We start from the raw sequence: 20,152 nt of genomic DNA on the forward strand, positions 1-20,152 counted from the left end.
CTATTGTTGAAGTTCGATCAACTGCGCCGGGGTTACGATCGAGCCAAAGGTGTCTTTCAGCGCCTGAAGACCGGACTTTTGTGCCTCCAGAATTTCAAATAGCCGGTTGGGAATATTCACTTCCTTGCCGTAGGCGGCGATCTGAAGATCGACGCGGTCAAGAATATTATCCAGATATAGTGAAAACTGCTTGATGTATAACGATTCGGAATACTCCTTTTGTATGATCGACTTAAAAAGGCCTTTTAAATCCTCATACCTTGGCAATAACCCGATGGGCGAGTCGATTCCGCCGACTTCCCGGTGAACAAGCCGTTCCAGCCATGCCAGCCACACTTTGACATCCCGTTTTTCGCCCAGCAGTTTTTTGGAATTTCCGCCCCGGGCCTCATCGGTCAGAAAGTAGTTCAGGCCGGCCAGAATCGGTCGCTTGGCCTCGGTGATTTGGTTGCTGCCGAAAAATTTAAACTGGGCATCCATGTAGTCACCCAGGGCGCCTGGAATAAAAGGGGCATTGGCCCACGGCGCGCGTTTTACGCCGGTGGCGCCCACCTCGGTGGCGGTTGCTGCCGAGACGATGCAAGCGCCGATGACCACCCCCTCATCCGTATTGTTGGCGACCCTTACTGGCGGCATGGTGTTGCTGTCCCGTCCGCTGTAGGTGATGATGCGAATGCCGACACCGGTGGAATCTTCAGATCGGTCCGAGTAATTGGCAAGGGCGCTGCTCATGAGCGTGCACCGGGCATTGGGATGGGAAATCGGAACTTCCTTGCCGTTTTGATCTACTTTTCCCCGAACCCATTCGCCTTGAAAATTACGACCCCGTTCCGGTTGGGGCTCGCCGTTTCCCGTCCAGTGGGGCACACCGTTTTCATCAATCAGCACATTGGTCCAGATGACTTCCGTGCCGGGTTCCCTGAGAAGTTTCATCAGTTGTGGATCGCCGTCCCAGTTCACGTCCTCCACGATACCGAAAATGCCGCTTTCAGGGTTGACGGCGCGAAGCGAGCCGTTCGGGTCAATCCACATCTGTGCCAGATCGTCGCCGATAAAACAATCGCCGGCCATCGCGGTCGTGGTTTTGCCGCAACCGCTCGGGGCCGCTCCGGCCACCCAGGTCACCCGCCCGCTGGGTCCTTTGATGCCGGTTATGAACATATGTTCGGCCAGTTCCCGGCCGCGGCCTTCATAAACGGCCTTGTCCACGGCAAACCGATGATTTCCCTTTTTCATCAACAGCGTGTTGCCCGCATAGGTGCAATTAAAACTATAGGTGGTCCGGTAACTGCGATCCATCAGAACCCGGGCGTTGGGCAGATCTTCTGGCCGGTTTAGGCCCTCGCTGTGAATATTCGTGAAAAAATGACCCAGACGGGTGACTTCCGCGTCAAACTGATCAAAAGCATTTCGATACAATAGATCGGCACTGTGCAATACATAGGTGCTGCTGCTCATTTCAAGGGCCGGATTGGATGCCGGCGCTCCCACGGGCCCCCTCATATAAAAGCCCAGAATCATGGTTTTGCCGCGCATGATGCCGGCCATTTTCTCTTTGACTTCCGTTAGCGCCTGAGCACGCACCATCCCGTTGGCAAGGCTGCTGACCTTTTCGTCCGGGTTGATGATGTAGAACGTTCGATCCACGATACGGCCCTGCTCTTCTTTTAAATCGTAGTGAATGGTGTGGTTTTTCATGGGAAGCGGGGCTTCTTCCCCTTTTTTAAGGGATAAGTCGCGGACAAATTCCCGGTCTTTTTCCGTGCCCGTGTTGACGAAAACAGCATCCGGAACGCACATCGCGATGGCGTTGGCAATTTTAAGCAGCACTTTTTCATTCTTGATTTTCTGAATTTTGGAAAAATTGGCGGCATCCATTTTTGCCTTGAAAACATTCCACGCATCCGCCAGGGTGCTGATGCCTCCCAGTTGCAGAACGATATCAATTCCTTTTTCCAGTGTCAGGCTGTAATTTTCTTTTCCCATTCCCATCTCTTTTTCTCCTTTAAGGCCGGTGATCAAGCTTCTGGCCAAAACCGCCGTTTTTATACGTAACATTCTAAATTTTCAATTATATTTAAACCGCCATGCCGCTGTGTACGCAAAGCGCGCTATCCTCCCTGACAACCGAATTTTTCGGGTTCCGGCATATGCTGGCGAATCCAGACCAGAATTTTATCGAACTCCTTGCGCACTTCCCGCAGGGCTTTGCCCCGATGACTGACTCGTCCTTTTTCCTCTTGGGATAATTGGGCAAAGGTTTTATTTAAGGGGGGATAGAAAAAAATCGGATCATAGCCAAAGCCATTCGTGCCGACCGTGTGCTCGGTGATTCGGCCTTCGCAGCGGGATTCGTAGGTAAGCGCCGGACCGGTTGGCACCGCAATGGAAATAACGCACTCGAACGCAGCTTTCCGATTGGTTTTGCCTTTCATCTCGGAGAGCAGATAGTCACACCGTTGCGCGTCGGTGGCATGCTCACCGGCGTAACGGGCGGAAAAAACACCCGGGGCGCCGCCCAGGGCCTCGACACAAAGCCCGGAATCGTCGGCCAGGGCGGGAAATCCCAGCACGCGCGCCGTAAGGCTGGCTTTTTTATAGGCATTTTCCTCAAAGTTAAGCCCATTTTCAATCACCGGCGGAATCGGGCCGAAGTCAGTCAGGTTTTTGATCTGTATGGGAAACCCTTTAAGCAGCTCTTTTATTTCAGCGGTTTTTCCCTTGTTGCCGGAGGCGATTACCAATTGCAAAAGTTTTGTCACCGAAACGGCTCCTGATGGATTCTATCCTTTATTTTCTTTTAATAACAAAAGCTTATAAAATCATTTTCGCCGAAACCGTGAAGATACGGCACCGATAGAAGCGTAATTGAATTACGTAATGCATCCCTGAATTTTTGGCAAGATTTTTTATGTCGATCCGGTATCGGTATCGGGCTGAATGGTTCGGAAGCTCTCAAAAATGGTGGATTGGGTAAACCCTCGAGAATAAAGAAACCGATACAACTTTTCTTTTTTTCTCAGGTCATTTGAAAGATGACGAAGGGTGTTTATTTTCCGGGCCAGCACCTCGGCTGCCACCCTGTTTTCATCGGTGGTCAGGTCATAATCGGAAAAGGCCGCATCAATCTGCCGAGCGGTAAAACCTTTTTGTTTCATTGCCATTCTGATTCGACGGGCGCCATACCCTTTTTGCGTCATTTGTTTTCGGTAGGCCAAGGCGAATTCATTGTCATTTACATAATGAAGCCGTTCACAGGCCGCAAGAACGCGGGTGGTCGTTTTTTCGTCAAATCCGCGAGCAGAGAGCTTGAGGGATAATTCCCGGCGCGTGAGATTCCGACGGGCGAGAAGCCGAAAGGCAGCGGCTTTACCAGCGCGTTCGGCCTCTTTTGATGAGGAAGAACTTTCTTCCTTATCACTCGGCGCGTTCGCCGTGGGTTTCAGTGGCGACATAGAAGTTTTCTTTGATTTTTTTGAGTTTCGTATTATCTACTATAGGACACGATCAACCCTATACAGGCATTTTTTCAGGAGAACAAGATGCAGATTCGAGTCGCCTCTTTACCGGAAAATGGTATCGTTATAGAGCTTAATGAGCCGGTGAATCGCTTTGCCGTGTTAAAAGAGATGCAGGAACAGGGAGAGTGCGAATTTCTCGGGAATATTGCAGGGGTGGTAGCGGTTAAAAAGGTGATGGACATGGTGGCGGTGTCCGGGAACCTTCATATCGGCGTTCGCCTTATGTGCAGCCGGTGCCTGGAGGAATTTGATACCATTTTGGCGGATCATTTTTCTGTGAGTTTCACTAAGAATCTACCTGAAATAAAGGAAGAACAAAGCGAATTTGCCCTTCAGGCCGAGGATCTCGGGCTTGTTTTCTACGAAGGGGATATCATCGATTTACACGATGCCGTTCAGGAACAGGTGGTAATGCTCTTTCCGGTAAGTCCGGTTTGCGCATCGACATGCAAGGGGCTTTGCCACACTTGCGGGGAAAATCTTAACAAAGGCGGCTGCACCTGCGAGAAAAATAACGGCATAGATCCGCGATTCGCCGTTTTAAAAGCCCTTAAGCTTCCGCCCCGGAAGGATTGAGGGATGGTGCTTTTTGACGCCAGAATCGAAGGTCGGCCGTTTCCCTGTTAAGATCAGCGCGAACGGATGACCTGATATCGGGCAAACACGGTGTGCTCGCCGATCGTTCCGGTTTCCAATAAGGCCAGATTCATTTGAATCTGATCTGAAAAGAGCGATAAGCCCGCCCCGAAAATTTTTGGGGAAAAGGTAACCAATATTTCATCAATTAGTCCCGCCTGAGCAAAAAGAAAATTAACTCGGCTGCCGCCGCCGAGCACTGCCTGGCTATAGCCTTGCGCTTCCAGATCTGCCACAATTTCAGCGGGAGATTTGGCGGTGAATTCGACCTGCGCAGTTTCGGACCGGCGGTGTTTTTTTCTCGTCAGCACCACATGTTTTCTGTCTGGAAGGGGTTTGTCCAGTGTATCAAAGGTCTTGGATCCCATGATAATGACGCCTGACTCTTTGGAGATGCGCTTAAACATCTGTTTATCCGCCAGCTCGGTCCAGTCGGGAAAATGTTCCGAGCTGAGACCGATTTTTCCATCCACGGTTAGTGCGATTACAAGAATGATTTTCATGCGAGCCATCCTGACCGAATTTAGACCCTTATCATATTCGGCTTCGTTTTAAATTGAGATTTCACAGATAGATCGCTATCATAGCGGAGCCGTTACCGCAATCGGATTTGATGCACCTTCGGTGCGAACCGCGCATGTGCGCGATGGATGATATGGCAACATGAATTCACATGCCGTTAGCGTGATGCTTTTATCTTTCGGAGTGTTGTTGTGTTTTGCCCGTGCACTCGGTGAGGTGGCACAACGGTTGCGACAGCCTGCCGTATTGGGGGAGTTACTTGCCGGTGTATTGCTAGGCCCGACCGTTTTGGGAAATGTGTCGCCCGAGCTCGGCTTATTTCTCTTTCCCCCCCAGGGACCGAATGCCGTTGCCATGGATACCATCGCGACACTCGCGATTGTGTTTTTTTTAATGGTTGCCGGTATCGAGGTGGATTTGTCAACCCTTTGGAAGCAGGGCAAGGCCGGGTTAAAAGTCGGCATGGCAAGCATTGCCGTTCCATTTTTTTTCGCTTTTTTGGTGGCTTGGCTGGCGCCGCAGGCGCTCGGCAAGCAGCCGGATGCAAATCCATTGGTGTTCGCGCTGGTTTTAGCCATCGCCATGTCAATTTCCGCGCTGCCCATTATTGCGAAAACGCTGATGGATATGGATCTTTACCGAAGCGATCTCGGAATGGTGGTGATTAGCGCCGCCATCTTTAACGATCTGATCGGCTGGATTGTGTTCGCCATCATTTTGGGACTGATGGGCGAGAGCGCAGATCGCGGAAATAATATCATGCAGACGATTACGCTGACCATAGCCTTTGCCGCCGGAATCCTTACCATCGGCCGCTGGTTGATTCACAGAGTGTTGCCGTTTGTGCAGGCTTATACGCGATGGCCCGGAGGCGAGCTTAGCTTTGCGCTGATTCTGGCGATGCTCGGCGCCGCTTTTACCGAATGGATTGGAATCCATGCCATTTTTGGCGCCTTTCTTGTGGGGGCGGCTATTGGCGATTCCGCGCACTTGCGCGAAAGCACGAGGGTAACCATTGACCATTTTGTTTCCTTTATTTTTGCGCCCGTGTTTTTTGCTAGCATTGGGCTTAAAGTGGATTTTCTGGCGCATTTTGATCTTCCCCTTGTGTTAACGGTCCTTGGGCTTGTCTGTGTTGTTAAACTCGCCGGGGGGGTTTTGGGCGCTCGTTGGGGGGGGATGCCCGCCCAGGAGGCGCGGGCGGTCGGTTTTGCAATGGTTTCCGTTGGCGCCATGGGAATCATCATCGGGCTGCTTGCCCTGCAAGCGGGGATTATCAGCCAACGACTTTTTGTCGCGCTGGTTATTATGGCCATTGCCACCTCCATGATGAGTGGGCCCGGCATTCGACTCATCCTTCGGCCTTCAAAAAGGTGGCGGCTTCAGGATTCATTGTTGTCAAAACTTTTTTTCCGTGAACTAAAAGCCGTTTCGCGACGGAATGTCATTCATGAAATGACGACGGCCGTGTGTGAAGCGATCAGCGGTCTGAATATAGAAGCAATCGAAGCAGCGGTCTGGGATCGCGAGGAAGCGCTTAGCACGGGCCTTGGCAAGGGAATAGCGCTGCCGCATGCACGAATTGAAGGACTTAAAGAGGCCATTGTCGCGGTTGGTATTTCCGATACGGGCATCGACTTTGACGCACCGGACGGCAAACCGGCCAATATTATTTTTCTTCTGCTGACGCCGAGAAACGATCCCCGTGTGCAGTTAGTGATCGGTTCCGAAATAGCGCGGTGTTTTCGTGAACCGAAAATGCTTGAACAGGTGCTTCGAACGAAGAATTTCACGGATTTCCTGGCGCTGATAAAAAGTTTTCGTTAAGAAAGACCCTTTGGTGGCTGATCCGGTTGGCCCAGCACGTGATGCCAAAAGCGCATAATCGTTTGCCGATAGGCTTTGAATTGATCCGCTGGCACGACCGGAGGTGCTTCCTGTAAGCTTAACCGGTGGGCCATGGACCGGTAGGTCAGGTAGGCCGTTCGAAGTTGATGCGCCATGTCATCTCCGATAATTTTTTCCTCCGCCAGGGCCTGAATTTGTCGCACATTATCGGTCCATTTCAGCAGTTGCGGATAGCGGTGCGCCATCAAGAGCACAATGTATTGAACCAGAAATTCGATATCCACCATGCCGCCGGGATCATGTTTGAGATTGAAGTCAGTTGAAGGGTGACCCCCATGTTCCCGGCGCATGCGCTCGCGCATGTCCGACACCTCTTTTTTTAAAATGGCCTTGCGTCGGGGACGGGAAAGCGCCCGAAGCCGCACGGTTTCAAAACGCGCAATTAGCGCCGAATCCCCGCAGATGCCGCGGGCCCGCACCAGCGCCTGATGTTCCCAGGTCCAGGCGTCTTTCATCTGATATTCCTCCCAGGCATCAATGTGACAGACCAGCAGGCCGCTGGTTCCACTGGGTCTTAGCCGCATGTCCGTTTCATAAAGAACGCCGGCCGGTGTGTGCGCGGACAGAAAGTGAATGACCCGCTGGCCCAACCGGGAAAAAAACTGCGGAATATCCAAGGGCCGGGAACCGCCCCGGGTTTGTGCGCCGGTGCAGGCATGAAGAAACACCAGATCCAGGTCTGAGTCGTAGCCAAGCTCCAGACCGCCGAGTTTTCCATAGGCAATGACAGCAAATCCCCGATCCAGCGGCGTATTGTCAAGCATGCAATTCGGCGTCCCGTGTTTTTCGACCAGATGGCGCCAGGTAAGATCCACTGTCTTTGCGACGGAGATTTCGGCAATATCGGATAAATGATCGCTCACTTTCATTAACGGCAGCACGCCGCCGATGTCAGCGGCTGCCACGCGAAGCGTGTTGGTCTGCTTGAAAATCCGTAACACTTCCATCTGGTATTCCAGATCATCGGGATCGATCAGCTCATAGCGCCGGTCGATTTCCTCTGCAAGTTCCGGGCGATTGGGAGGGGCATAAAGGGTTCGCGGATCCAGCAGTTCGTCAAGCAGCACCGGGTGGCGCATTAAATAAGAAATCATCCACGGACTGGCATCGGCAAATTCCACCAAACGGGTTAAGGCCGTCGGGTTTTCCTGAAGCAGGGCCAGGTAAGTCGTCCGACGTTGAATCGTTTTGATCAGATCCAGCAGTCTGGCCAACACCACTTGCGGCTCGCGCGCTTGGGCGGCGCGCAACAGCAATTCGGGAATGACCTTATCCAGCCGCTTTTTGCCGGCGGGGCTAAGCGCCCGCGTGGAGGGGTCGTGATGCAAGGTGTCCAATAGGGTCGCAATTTCTTTGGGGGAGTTGTATCCGGCATCGAGCAGCAGGGTTTCGCCGAATTCCGACAGGGGTGCAAGCCACAGAGCGGCTATTCGGGTGTTGAGATTTTCGGCGAAGGACGCTGTGCTTTCCTCCATGTTTTCTGATGGTTCAAGCTCTAGAAGTTGATTGAAATGCTGATGCACCAATTGCCGATGGCGCTGAAGCGCTTGAAAAAACGCCTCCGGCTCGGGAAACCCCATTGATGCGGCCAGCCGTTGCCTCTCATCCTGTTTTTCAGGCAATTGATGCGTCTGCTGGTCCGCATATTCTTGTAACCGGTGCTCCGTATGTCTTAAAAACCGATAAGCCTCGGTTAGTGCCCCGCAAACTTCCGGTGTAATATGGTTTTCACGGACGAGTTGGTTGAGCGTCTCCTGAATAGGGCCGCATTGCAGCGCCGGTGTCACGCCCCCGCGAAGCAGCTGAAAGGTTTGTCCGAAAAATTCGATTTCTCGTATGCCGCCCGGTCCCAGCTTGATATTATTCTGCATTTTTTTCTGGGCGACTTCCCGAGCGATTTTAAGTTTCATGTCCCGAATGGATTCAAAGGCGCTGTAATCAAAATATCGTCTGTAAATAAAGGGCCGCAACCTTTCTATCAGCCGCTTTCCTGCGTCTAAATCCCCTGCTGCGGCGCGGGCCTTGATCCATGCATACCGTTCCCAGTCCCGGCCTTGCTGTTGGTAATAATCTTCCATATTGTCAAAGCTCATCACCAGGGGGCCATTATCGCCGAAAGGCCGCAATCGAATATCCACCCGGAACAAAGGGCCGTCCGAAGTGACGGTGCTTAAAATTTTCACATACTTGCGGCACAAGCGCACAAAAAATTCTTCGTTACTGATGGCGCGAGTGCCGCCATCGGTTTGGCCGCTTTCGGGATAAGCAAATATCAGATCGATATCCGAGGAAAAATTCAATTCACGGGAACCGAGTTTTCCCATGCCGATGACCACCAGTTGCTGAGGATGATGCGCGGCATTCAGTGGAAGGCCATATAGCCCGCATTGGGCCCGGTAAAGATACGCCAGCGTCGTTTCCAGGCAGGCATCGGCAAACGCAGACAAATCGCCCATGGTTTCATCCAGATCGGCCCATCCGGCCAAATCCCGCCAGGCAATTCGCACCATTTCCCGGCGACGAAGGTTGCAGAGAATTTGTCCCAGCAAGGCTTCGTCGGCGACTGACGCTATACGGGCCTGTAAATAAGGTAGATAATCCGCAGATCGACCGCTTTTTCGCAGATCGCCGCTTTGTACCAGTTCTGCCGGCAGTGCCGGATCAAGAAGGCAACTTCGACGGATAAACTCGCTGAAATAAAAGATGGGTTTGGCGATCCTGATAAAGTCTGGATCCTCCGGCGGAGTAAGGCCGCGGGTCTTGGCGGCATCGCAAAATGCCCGCCAGTAATCTTCAGATTCCAATGATTGCTTGGCGGGGATAAGGCTATCTTGCGTCATAGAATTTGGGGTTCCTTACAATGGGGTTTTCCAAGCGGTTGCTGAACACTATCAGGCCCTCTCCCATTATGCACGTTCTTTCTTGCATGTTTTTGATGGGGGGTCTAACGCGCTGTGCCATATTCCAAATGCGCGGGAGCTGCTGTAAGATTAATTTTTTTTTGTTTTATTAGCATAACTTATAGTGGAATTTGATTGGCTTGCAAGCGTTTGCACTCGGCAGATTCCTGTGTTAAAGGGGTGGGAAAGCGGCTGTCACAAAACTGTTTTGGAGAAAGTGCATTGGAAGATATCTATTCGGAAAAACCACGCGAAGCTTGCGGCTTATTCGGCATTCAGGATCATGCCGATGCAGCCAAGCTGACCTATTTTGGATTATACGCCCTTCAACATCGCGGGCAGGAAAGCGCCGGGATAGCGGTTGTCGAGGAAAATATCATGCGGCAGCATAAAGGGATGGGGCTTGTCGCCGAAGTCTTTAACATGCCGCAGCTCGAACAATTAAAGGGGCGAAGCGCCATCGGTCATGTGAGATATTCCACCACCGGCAGCTCGATTCTTACCAATGCACAGCCGCTGGTGGTTCAGCACCGCCAGCGGACTTATGCGGTGGCCCATAACGGCAATCTGGTCAATGCGCACACCCTGCGAAATGAACTGGAAGAAACGGGCTCTATTTTTCAAACCACGATGGACAGTGAGGTTTTTCTTCATCTTTTCGTGAAAAATCTGGGTAAGGGCTTTGAGCAGGCGTTGGTTGAAACCGCATCGCGAATTAAGGGGGCATTTTCCTTTGTCATGCTAACGAACCGGGGAGAGGTGGTCGGCATCAAGGATCCCCACGGGTTTCGCCCGTTAAGCCTCGGTAAACTCAACGGCAGCTATGTGCTGGCCTCTGAAACCTGCGCCCTGGACCTGGTGCAGGCGGAATTTATTCGGTCTCTCGACCCTGGTGAAATCGTGATTATCGGACCGAACGGGGTCAAAAGCATTCGTTACGCCGAGCCGGACAAAAAGCGATTCTGTGTGTTTGAATTTATTTATTTTGCCAGGCCGGACAGCTCTATTTTCGGAAAAACCGTCTATGAAGTCAGAAAAGCGCACGGCCGCAGGCTCGCGCGGGAAGCCCCCGTATCCGCCGATTTCGTGATGCCTTTTCCGGATTCTGGAAACTATGCTGCGATAGGGTATGCCCAGGAATCCGGTATTCCGTTTGAAATGGGCATGATTCGAAACCATTATGTGGGCAGAACTTTTATTCAGCCGACCCAAAGCATGCGGGATTTTGCCGTTCGCATCAAACTGAACCCGGTTCGGTCCCTTCTTAAAGGAAAAGAAATTATTATTATTGAAGACTCCATCATTCGCGGCACGACCGTCCGCACCCGCGTCAAAGCCCTGCGGGAGCTTGGTGTAAAACGTGTTCACATGCGGGTCAGCGGGCCTCCCCATCGGTTTCCCTGCCATTACGGCATCGATTTTTCAACCAAAGGAGAGCTTATTGCCGCGAAAATGTCGGTCCCGGAACTCAAGGAGTATTTGGGCCTCGATTCGCTCCATTACCTGAGCTTAAAGGGGTTGTTGGAAGCAACCGGTGTGGAGGATCCCGAGAACAGTTTTTGCAAAGCCTGTTTTGACGGGTGTTACCCGGTGTCCTTTGATGAGGATCTGTCCAAAAATTGCCTTGAAATACAATAGATAATTTTTTAACGTGCCGGGCAAATGAAAAAAACGGTCGCTTTTTCAAAAAACGCGCTCAACGTGTTTTTCCATATTCTCACCGGATGCAATCTGTCCTGCACGCATTGCTATATCAACCCGGCGCAGCATGGCACGGCTCCCCTCGCCCTTGATACCGTTATTTCCTGGCTGAAACTTTTCGCCGATAAAAGCCGGCATGCCAATGTCATCTTTCTCGGCGGCGAGCCGACCCTGCATCCGGCCCTCTCTCAATCGGTTAAAGCTGCCAGAGCCATGGGCTATGAATCCATCACCATTGATACCAACGGCTATCTCTTTCATAATATTTTATCAAAGGTGGCGCCCGGGGAGGTGGATTTTTTTAGTTTCAGCCTGGACGGTGCGACGCGTGAGACCAATGATCGAATTCGGGGCAGGGGCTCATACGACACCTGCCTGAAGGGCATTCGGAATGCCGGGCAAAAAGGCTTTCACACCAGCCTGATCTATACGGTGAGCCGGGAAAATCTTCACGAAATTCATCGCATGCCCGAATTGTTGGCGAAGTTGGGCCTGCATCGGTTTTTTATTCAGGTTATCGGCATTCGAGGCAAGTCCGCGGCGCCCGAATCGGACCGCAAGTGCCTTCAATTATTGCCGGAAGAGTGGCTGGGGATTATTCCGGAGGTGGCGGATCGCGTTGCCCGGCTGGGCATCACCGTGACCTATCCGAAGGTGTTTTTGCGTCCCGAAGAGCCCTTTGCCTGCGCCGGCATCGAGGCGGAAAACTATTTTCTCTTTCCCAACGGCCGCGTGTATCGCTGCCCGCTGTGTGAGGATTTTCCGTTTCACAGCCACGTCATTGAAAAGGACCGGTTGGTAAATACGCCGAAAATAAATGAAATGGATCTATTTCCCCTCAGTATTCCGGAAGGGTGCGTGATGAACAAAATCATTCAGCCGGGCAATATCGAATACACTGCGGACGGGAAGCCGGCCTATAAGATCGCCTGTTGCATGCTCAAAGAGGAAATTAAAAGCGCTGCCGAATCATCTTAAGGTTTGCTTCCACCAACTGCCTGACCTTTTTGCTATAAAATTCTTTTAAAAATTTCACCTGAAGCGATTCATCGGCCTGATTGAGGAGGTTGGCGTTAATGCTCATCACCACGCAATCGGATTCCGCCCGAATTTTCGCGCCGGCGGACAGGGGGTAGAGAATGGCCGATTCCCCGAACACCTCCCCCTTTTGAAGCGGCTTTGCCTCTTCGCCCAGATGCAGGGATGCGGTTCCGTGAATCATCACATAAATCTTGCTGTGGCTGTCCGAAGTTTCGAGAATCCAGGTGTCCTTTTTATAGGCATTCCAGGCGGACAGGCGAATAATTTCTTTTAAGTCAGATAGTTGAAAATGGCGGAACATGTAAAGCTGACGCAAAAACGCCATTTTCCGTTTGTCCTGTTGATCCATTAAGAGCGTATCGTTGCCGCGGATAATGGGTTGCAGGGCATCGGCAAACTCCCTTGCGGACTGAAAGCGTTTTTTTCTGTCCTTGTTCAGCGCTCTTTGAATGATACGGGAAATTTCAGGTGAAATTTCGGGAATGAGGTTCGCAATCGGCATCGGCTCTTTATGAGAAATTTTATACAGAAGCTGGTATGGGTCGTCGCCCTCATAAAGCCGCTGACCGCATAAGAGTTCATATAGCACGGCACCCAGAGAGTATAAATCGGTCTGATGGTTGAGTTGTTGCCCGGGATACGCCTGCTCGGGGGCGAGATAAAAAATAGAACCGGCCAGACCATCCTCGGCCTGCGGGCGTTCTTTCATGAGCCGCGAGATGCCGAAATCCATCAATTTGACCTCGCCCTTTTGCGTGAGCATGATATTGGACGGTTTGATGTCCAGGTGCAGATATCCCTTGCTATGAATATAATCGAGAGCATAGCAGATATTATATATAATCTCGATGACCTGTGCCTTCGGAAGCAACTGCGGCGGCCGCGAATGCATCTGAAGGCCGGCGCCGTCAATAAATTCTAACGCCATGAAAAACATGTCTTCTTCAAACCCGGCATCATAGGTGATGGCGATGTTGGGGTGAATGAACTGCGCCGCCAGCCGTGCCTCTTTGATAAATAGCGCCAACTGCGGTTGATCGGGCTTGCTTGACGCATTGTCAAAAAGTCTGCTGATCTTTAAGGCGACTTTCCGTTCAAGCACCGGATCGAGCGCTTCGAAAACGGTGCCCATGCCGCCCTCGCCGATTTTGGCCTTGATTTCATAACGGCCCAGCTTTTTCAATGTCATGTCGAATGGCATGGCGGCCTTTCCCTTTAGAAGGGATTTAATTGTCGAATGTCGGAAACGAATGGAACGTGCTCGGAATTAAACGCAAACGCATCCGTGGTGTCAATATGATTTCGTTTTAACTTATTTGGAAAATGCCGCCGTTACCTCAAAATGCCGGCACCGGCCATTTTAGGCCCTTTACCAGAAACATGCACGCTTTTGCGTGTATATTCGCCGAAGGTGAAAGATGGCTTTATGCTTCCCAGCATTCCAGCCTTCCAGCATCCGGCTTTGCCGGATTAGGAATTTTCAAAAAAAAGCGTCGCTGCCGGCCGGCAGCGACGCGTTAACGCCTATTAAATGTTGACGATCAAAAAGGGAAGCAATTTACTTAACTTGCTCGGCACTTGCAAATACAGGGGACCTGCTTCATGCGGCACACCGATTCGTCTTCTCCCCGATTCATGCATTCCTTAAGGCTCTCATCGCATGTCAAAAAGCAGCTTTTGTCGCTTGCGCTTGAAATATTCTTCATAAGTCACCTCACGAAAAAGATGGGTCCTATTGAATGTCATTTCCTTACTGTTAAAAAACTAATGCTTATTTGTGGTTTTGGCAACAGATCGGGAGCGTGTCGGCGGCGTGTGAAGCGCATAGATCACGGATTTTCGCACTCAAAGTATTCTGTCGGCCCAATCCGATTTTTTCTTGTTTTTTTCTGTTGGAATATCATCCGCTCATCCGGCATATCCCGAACAAACCCGGCCAAAGCCGGAAAAGAACTCGGTTTCATGAGCAATCTTTTGAACCCGTGTTTGACCGCCTGCCCCGGTCTAACCACTCACTGAACCCCTTCATAATGATAACGGGAAGGTCGGGGTTGCCATTTATCCCCGAACCTCCTGTAAAAAAATAGCCGTATTCTTTTCTTGACCCCAGTCTTTGTTAAAAGATATGAATTCAGGAAACAAAAACGGCGCAGGCCGTCATTCCCTTTGATCCTGGCTTATCCGGTGAAGGGAAGTTTTAAATAAACAGGTTTTGCTAAAACCTTTATATTAAGGAGTGTGGTTATGCTGAACATCGGCAAATCGATTCGTATGGAACGAATTATGGACCGTCAAACGGGCAAAACGGTCATTGTCCCAATGGATCATGGGGTAACGGTTGGCCCGATCGATGGCCTCATCAACCTGCCCGAAGCGGTTAACGCGGTGGCCGAAGGGGGAGCCAATGCGGTTATCGGGCATATCGGGCTGCCCAAATACGGGCATCGGCATGGTGGACGGGATGTCGGGCTCATTCTTCATTTGTCGGCCTCCACCAGTTTATCCCCCAGACCCAACAAAAAAGTGATTGTCAATACGGTTGAAAATGCCATTCGCTTTGGGGCGGACGGCGTTTCGATTCATATTAATATCGGTAGTTACGATGAGCCGGAAATGCTGGCGGATTTTGGCCGGATCGCCGTGGAGTGCAGCTACTGGGGTATGCCGTTGATCGCCATGATGTATCCGCGGGGCCGCAATATTACGGATGACAAATCCGTGGATGTGGTGAAAATGGCGGCCCGAATCGGCGCTGAACTGGGTGCGGATTTCATCAAAACCAACTACACCGGAGACCCGGAATCGTTTGCCAGGGTCGTAGAGGGGTGTCCGGCACCGGTGTTGATCGCCGGTGGGAGCAAATTAACCGAAAAAGAAATGTTTGAAACCATTGAAGGGGCCATGCAGGCCGGCGCCAAGGGGTTGTCCATCGGCCGAAATGTGTTTCAGCATTCCCATCCGACGGCATTTGTCAAAGCGGCTTGCGCCATTGTGCATGAGAATAAAAGCGCCAAGGAAGCCATGGAGATGCTGTTGGAATTAAGTAAATAAGTTAAGTGTGATGATGATCCATATGGGACCACGCCTGATACGGGCGTGGTTTTTTATGCGGGTACCGGGTTGTTTTTTGGATAATCGCATAAAGTCAGAAGCATGCAGGAAAGGCACTTCGGTTTCCTGGCCGTGCAAACGGCGCGTCCGTGATAGATGAGATGTAGACAGAAATCGTTCCATGTGGTTTTGGGAAGCAGGTTCATCAGGTCGAATTCAATTTTGACCGGATCCGTGTGCCGGGTCAGGCCGATTCGTTGCGAGAGCCTGGCGACATGCGTGTCGACGACGATACCCGGCATGCCGAAGGCGGCGCCAAGGACCACATTGGCGGTTTTTCGCCCGACACCGGGCAATGTGACAAGCGCTTCCAACGTTCGGGGCACCTGGCCGTTATGGTCGGATAGAAGCGCTTGCGCACAGGATTGAATATGTTTTGCCTTGTTATGATAAAAACCCGTTGAGCGGATGAGGCTTTCAATGACCGGCAGCGGAGCGGCGGCCATGTCCCGTGGTGTGGGCAGCTTTTGGAAAAGCGTTTCAGTTACGGCGTTAACTTGTTTGTCCGTGCATTGGGCCGAGAGAATGGTGGCCACAAGGAGTTCAAAGGGGTTTTTGTGCGTGAGTTGTGTCTTGACGTTCGGGTAGGCCGCCTTCAGAAAATTGACGATGGCGGTGATTTGCTTTTTGGTTTTGGGCATGATAACCGTCCGGGCGTATGTGTCAAGCAGGTTAATGGATAACATTTTTAATTCAGAAGGTTGCAGTTAAGTAGCATGGAAGTAACAAAAAGAAAAGCACGTGCGTTGGGCCTGTGCTCCGGGGGGCTTGACAGCCGCTTGGCAGCGAAAATACTGCAAATGCAAGGGATTGACGTCTATCTGATAACCTTTGAGACCCCTTTTTTTTCGGCGCAAAAGGCACGGGAGGCGGCGAAACAGTTAGGCTTGCCCTTAGAAGTCGCCAATATCACGGATATCTATTTAACCATGCTTAGAAACCCGCCATGCGGCTACGGGAAACACATGAATCCGTGTCTGGATTGCCACGCGCTGATGTTTCGGCTCGCCGGTGAAACGATGCGTAAAAAAGGCTTTGATTTTTTATTCAGCGGGGAAGTGCTCGGGCAGCGACCCATGTCGCAAACCCGATCGTCCTTGCGATATGTTGAAAAGCATTCCGGCTATGACGGGTACATTTTAAGACCGCTCAGCGCGCTGCAGTTAGGCGAGACTATTCCGGAAAAAGAGGGGTGGGTGGATAGATCCCGGCTACTCGGTATCACGGGCCGCGGGAGAAAAGACCAGATGGTGTTGGCGGAACAATTCGAAATTACGGACTATCCCTCGCCCGCCGGCGGGTGCCTGTTGACCGACAAAGGCTATGCCGACCGACTCAGGGATCTATTCGCACACCAGGAGACAACGAGTGAATCCGAACTTCATCTGCTGAAATACGGCCGGCATTTTCGCCTTGAATCCGGGGCGAAGATCATTGTCGGCCGAACAAAGCCGGAGAATGAGGCGTTGGAAACCTATGCGGATCCGGCCAAAGATACGCGCCTTTGGCTGCACAAAAAACCCGGGCCGGTTTGTCTGGTAACCGCCGGAGCCGATGAGACGACCGTGAAGTTGGCGGCCTCGCTGTGTGTCGGCTATAGCAAAACGCCCCAGGAAATACCGACGGAGGTAAGGGTTAAGGCGCCCGACAAAGAAACGCGGATACAGGTGCTGGGAATGGCACCGGATTTGTTCAAGGCGTTTTTGCTGTAGGGACCGCCCGAGCGCGCAATTGGCCGCAAGCGGCCGAAATATCGCTGCCTTTGCTTTGGCGGATATTGGCCGTATAGTTTAAGTCATTGAGAATTTTTTGAAACTTCAGCACGGTGTCCCAATCGGGGCGGGTCATTTCGCAGCCCTCGTGCGGGTTGAAAGGAATGAGATTGATCTTGGCCCGGATGGGTCGAAGCAATGCCGCGAGCTTTTTGGCGTGAGCGGGGGATTCGTTCACATCCTTTATTAAAATATATTCAAAGGTGATCTTGCGGCGCGGCAACAGGGGATATTCCCGGCATACCGCCATCAATTGCTCGATGGGGTATTTTTTGTTAATGGGCATCAGCCTGTTTCGTGTGTCGTTATCCACGGCGTTGAGTGAAATGGCGATATTTACCTGACTGTCCAGGCCTAACTGGGCGATTTTCGGCACCAGGCCGGCGGTTGAAAGCGTGATTTTCCTGGGGGAAAAGCCAAGGCCGGCCTCGCTGTTGGTCAGTATTTCAAGGGCGTTGATCACGTTTTCATAGTTGGCGAGCGGCTCCCCCATGCCCATCAGCACGATATTGGTTATCTGGCGGTCTGGTTCGATTTGCTTGCGAATATCCCGGACCTGTGCCAGTATCTCGCCGACGGACAGATTTCGAATGAACCCGGTCTTGGCGGTTAAGCAAAACTTGCAGCCCTGCGCGCAACCGACCTGGCTGGAAATACACAGGGTGTCATGGGTGCGTCCGGGAATGAATACACTTTCGATCAGATTGCCGTCGGAAAGTTCGAACAGGTATTTTTGAGCGCCGTCATTTGAGGATTCCACGGCCTTTATCTTGAGTCTGCCGATGGTGAAGTACTCGGCTAAGAGCGCCCGGATGTCCTTATTGATATTGGTCATGGCCGAAAAATCATCGGTTTGTGCATTATAGATCCAACGGAAAATCTGATCGGCGCGAAAGGGGGCAATGCCGTGCTGATTCAGCCAGGAGATGAGCCGGCTTTTCGTGAAATCTTTTATGTCTTGCTTGCAGAGTGGATTCGGCATGACGGAAATATTCGATGGTACCGTATAGGGGTGAATCATGGGTTGTAATCGCCGTGATAAGTTGATTTTTCTTGACATAGCATTTTTTCGATTATACTTTCAAGGTTTTAATCCTGAGGGTAGCGGATTTGTAAGGTATTGAAAATTGAATGTTTGATAATTTAAGCGACAGACTGAACTCGGTGTTTAAAAAGCTCAAGGGCCACGGCAAGTTGTCCGAGAGCAACGTTGAGGAGGGCCTTCGAGAGGTTCGAATGGCCTTATTGGAAGCCGATGTTCATTATAAGGTCGTCAAACAGCTGATTGCGGATATCAAGGCGCGTGCGCTGGGCCAGGAAGTCATGGCCAGTTTGACCCCCGGTCAGCAGGTGGTGAAGATCGTCAATGAGACGCTCACCGAGTTGATGGGCAGTCGGAATGTGGATATTCATCTTTCCGATACCAAACCGGCGGCCATCATGCTGGTGGGGCTTCAAGGATCAGGTAAGACCACGACGGCGGGGAAGCTCTCTATCTTATTGCGCAAAAGAGGGAATACCCCCTATCTGGTACCGGCGGACGTTTACCGGCCCGCCGCCATTGAGCAGTTAAAAAAGCTGGCGGGGCAACTGGATGTGCCGGTGTTTCCGTCCACCACGGACATGGATCCGGTGGAGATTTGCCGGCAGGCGGGCGCATTAGCTCAAAAGGCTGGCTGTGACACGCTGATTCTGGATACGGCCGGGCGGCTTCACATTGATGAGGCGCTGATGGAAGAGTTGCGCCGAATTCGGGATGTGGCCAAGCCTTCCGATATTCTTTTGGTGGCGGATGCCATGACCGGCCAGGATGCCGTCAACATGGCGACCGCTTTTGATACCGCCCTGAATATCGGCGGGGTGGTGTTAAGCAAAATGGACGGAGACGCCCGGGGCGGGGCGGCGCTTTCCATCAAGGCGATTACCGGCAAACCGATCAAATTCATCGGCGTCGGTGAAAAATTAAGTGAGCTTGAAGCCTTTCATCCGGACCGCATGGCCTCCAGAATTCTCGGCATGGGGGATGTGCTGAGCATTATCGAGAAGGCCCAGGCGTCGATGGATGAAAAAACCGCCATCGAACTGCAAAAAAAGCTTCGGAAAAGCCAGTTTACCCTGGAGGATTTCCGGGATCAGATGGTGCAGATTCGCAAAATGGGATCATTGACGGATTTGCTCGGCATGATTCCCGGTTTTGGAAAGAGCAAACAGCTAAAAAATATGGAAGTGGATGAAAAGGAGTTTGTCCGTGTCGAAGCGATCATCAATTCCATGACACCCCATGAGCGGCGTCAGCACGCCGTGATCAATGGCAGCCGCAGGCAGCGAATTGCCAGGGGAAGCGGCACCACGATACAGGATGTCAATCGATTGCTGAAAAACTATACACAAGTAATGAAAATGATGAAGAAAATTAATAAAGGCGGCATGCGGGGACTGACCCGGGGAATGCTGCCGTTTTGAAGGAGAAAAAAAACCTATGCAAGTGAAAATCAGACTCGCACGACGCGGCGCGAAGAAACGGCCCTTTTACAGAATCGTGGTGGCCAATTCCGAGAGCAAGCGGGATGGCAGCTTTTTAGAGATTGTCGGTACCTATAATCCGTTACAGGAACCCGCGGAAGTGATCTTAAAAAATGAGCGGATTCAACATTGGATCGCGCAGGGCGCTGTTCCCACGAATACGGTTAGAAGCCTGATCAAGAAGCAAGCAGCAACGGCGAGCCCGAGCTGATCGTTTTCTTTGTACCGCGGTTTCAACCCCTAATATTGGAAGCAGCGCTATGAAAGAATTAGTCAATTACCTTGCCCGTGCCCTGGTCGATGCCCCGGATTCCGTGTCGGTTGAAGAGACGGAGGGAAACCAGTCCTCGGTTTTGGAGCTGAGAGTTTCAAAGGAAGATCTGGGCAAGGTGATCGGAAAACAGGGCAGAACGGCCCGCGCGTTACGGACGATATTGGGCGCTGCTTCGGCCAAGCTGAAAAAGCGCGCCGTATTGGAAATAATTGAATAGCGATGTGACTGAGCAAGCTTTCATTG

17 protein-coding genes are annotated in these 20,152 nt (G+C 51.6%); 9 read left to right on the forward strand and 8 right to left on the reverse strand.

Features of this window, described 5'->3' with window-relative positions; all coding sequences use genetic code 11:
- The 3 genes from RBT11_16400 to RBT11_16410 form a co-directional block, all read right to left on the reverse strand.
- Nucleotides 1–2,058 carry a phosphoenolpyruvate carboxykinase (GTP) gene (locus RBT11_16400; protein ID MDX9788360.1) on the reverse strand — a complete coding sequence of 686 codons (2,058 nt, stop codon included), beginning with the start codon at nt 2,056–2,058 and terminating at the stop codon, nt 1–3.
- Between the two features lie 53 nt (nt 2,059–2,111).
- Nucleotides 2,112–2,762, reverse strand: coding sequence for an XTP/dITP diphosphatase (locus RBT11_16405; GenBank protein MDX9788361.1), 651 nt, complete (start codon nt 2,760–2,762; stop codon nt 2,112–2,114).
- Nucleotides 2,763–2,909: 147 nt separating this feature from the next.
- Entirely contained in the window at nt 2,910–3,455 is a 546-nt protein-coding gene (locus RBT11_16410; protein ID MDX9788362.1) for a regulatory protein RecX, read from the reverse strand.
- Between the two features lie 87 nt (nt 3,456–3,542).
- On the opposite strand from RBT11_16410, the gene RBT11_16415 reads away from it, so the two are divergent.
- Nucleotides 3,543–4,097 (forward strand): DUF177 domain-containing protein, encoded by a 555-nt coding sequence (locus RBT11_16415; protein MDX9788363.1) that lies wholly within the window; start codon nt 3,543–3,545, stop codon nt 4,095–4,097.
- Between the two features lie 53 nt (nt 4,098–4,150).
- Here RBT11_16415 and RBT11_16420 read toward each other — a convergent pair whose 3' ends face one another.
- Complete coding sequence (locus tag RBT11_16420) at nt 4,151–4,660, reverse strand: dihydrofolate reductase family protein (GenBank protein MDX9788364.1); 510 nt, start codon at nt 4,658–4,660, stop codon at nt 4,151–4,153.
- 160 nt (nt 4,661–4,820) lie between these two features.
- Between RBT11_16420 and RBT11_16425 the strand changes: the two genes are divergently transcribed.
- Nucleotides 4,821–6,506 (forward strand): cation:proton antiporter, encoded by a 1,686-nt coding sequence (locus RBT11_16425; protein MDX9788365.1) that lies wholly within the window; start codon nt 4,821–4,823, stop codon nt 6,504–6,506.
- Here RBT11_16425 and glnE read toward each other — a convergent pair.
- Nucleotides 6,503–9,427, reverse strand: coding sequence for a bifunctional [glutamate--ammonia ligase]-adenylyl-L-tyrosine phosphorylase/[glutamate--ammonia-ligase] adenylyltransferase (gene glnE / locus RBT11_16430; GenBank protein MDX9788366.1), 2,925 nt, complete (start codon nt 9,425–9,427; stop codon nt 6,503–6,505). The genes RBT11_16425 and glnE overlap by 4 nt on opposite strands.
- A gap of 291 nt (nt 9,428–9,718) precedes the next feature.
- Between glnE and purF the strand changes: the two genes are divergently transcribed.
- Together purF and RBT11_16440 are read left to right on the forward strand one after the other, a co-directional pair.
- Nucleotides 9,719–11,125, forward strand: coding sequence for an amidophosphoribosyltransferase (gene purF, locus RBT11_16435; protein MDX9788367.1), 1,407 nt, complete (start codon nt 9,719–9,721; stop codon nt 11,123–11,125).
- Between the two features lie 24 nt (nt 11,126–11,149).
- Nucleotides 11,150–12,166 carry a radical SAM protein gene (locus tag RBT11_16440; protein MDX9788368.1) on the forward strand — a complete coding sequence of 339 codons (1,017 nt, stop codon included), beginning with the start codon at nt 11,150–11,152 and terminating at the stop codon, nt 12,164–12,166.
- Here the strand turns inward: RBT11_16440 and RBT11_16445 are convergent.
- Nucleotides 12,141–13,430 carry a serine/threonine-protein kinase gene (locus RBT11_16445; protein ID MDX9788369.1) on the reverse strand — a complete coding sequence of 430 codons (1,290 nt, stop codon included), beginning with the start codon at nt 13,428–13,430 and terminating at the stop codon, nt 12,141–12,143. The two genes, RBT11_16440 and RBT11_16445, sit on opposite strands and share 26 nt — an antisense overlap.
- A 1,043-nt stretch (nt 13,431–14,473) precedes the next feature.
- On the opposite strand from RBT11_16445, the gene RBT11_16450 reads away from it, so the two are divergent.
- Nucleotides 14,474–15,280, forward strand: a complete 807-nt coding sequence (locus RBT11_16450) for a 2-amino-3,7-dideoxy-D-threo-hept-6-ulosonate synthase (protein ID MDX9788370.1) — start codon at nt 14,474–14,476, stop codon at nt 15,278–15,280.
- 53 nt (nt 15,281–15,333) lie between these two features.
- On the opposite strand, the gene nth is transcribed toward RBT11_16450, so the two are convergent.
- On the reverse strand, nt 15,334–15,981 hold the full coding sequence (gene nth / locus RBT11_16455) for an endonuclease III (GenBank protein MDX9788371.1): 648 nt from the start codon (nt 15,979–15,981) through the stop codon (nt 15,334–15,336).
- Nucleotides 15,982–16,056: 75 nt separating this feature from the next.
- Here nth and RBT11_16460 point away from each other — a divergent pair, with 75 nt between their 5' ends.
- On the forward strand, nt 16,057–17,052 hold the full coding sequence (locus RBT11_16460; protein ID MDX9788372.1) for a tRNA 4-thiouridine(8) synthase ThiI: 996 nt from the start codon (nt 16,057–16,059) through the stop codon (nt 17,050–17,052).
- On the opposite strand, the gene rlmN is transcribed toward RBT11_16460, so the two are convergent.
- Entirely contained in the window at nt 17,033–18,133 is a 1,101-nt protein-coding gene (gene rlmN, locus RBT11_16465; GenBank protein MDX9788373.1) for a 23S rRNA (adenine(2503)-C(2))-methyltransferase RlmN, read from the reverse strand. The two genes, RBT11_16460 and rlmN, sit on opposite strands and share 20 nt — an antisense overlap.
- A gap of 110 nt (nt 18,134–18,243) precedes the next feature.
- Here rlmN and ffh point away from each other — a divergent pair, with 110 nt between their 5' ends.
- From ffh to RBT11_16480, 3 genes are read left to right on the forward strand one after another with little or no spacing between them, the layout of a single operon-like run.
- The gene (gene ffh / locus RBT11_16470; protein MDX9788374.1) at nt 18,244–19,575 is read left to right on the forward strand and encodes a signal recognition particle protein; all 1,332 of its coding nucleotides are present in this window, start codon (nt 18,244–18,246) and stop codon (nt 19,573–19,575) included.
- Nucleotides 19,576–19,591: 16 nt separating this feature from the next.
- Nucleotides 19,592–19,846 (forward strand): 30S ribosomal protein S16, encoded by a 255-nt coding sequence (rpsP, locus tag RBT11_16475; protein MDX9788375.1) that lies wholly within the window; start codon nt 19,592–19,594, stop codon nt 19,844–19,846.
- 49 nt (nt 19,847–19,895) lie between these two features.
- The gene (locus RBT11_16480; GenBank protein MDX9788376.1) at nt 19,896–20,126 is read left to right on the forward strand and encodes a KH domain-containing protein; all 231 of its coding nucleotides are present in this window, start codon (nt 19,896–19,898) and stop codon (nt 20,124–20,126) included.
- Nucleotides 20,127–20,152 lie beyond the last annotated feature (26 nt).

It is taken from the genome of Desulfobacterales bacterium, from assembly GCA_034003325.1.
Taxonomy (GTDB): domain Bacteria; phylum Desulfobacterota; class Desulfobacteria; order Desulfobacterales; family JAFDDL01; genus JAVEYW01.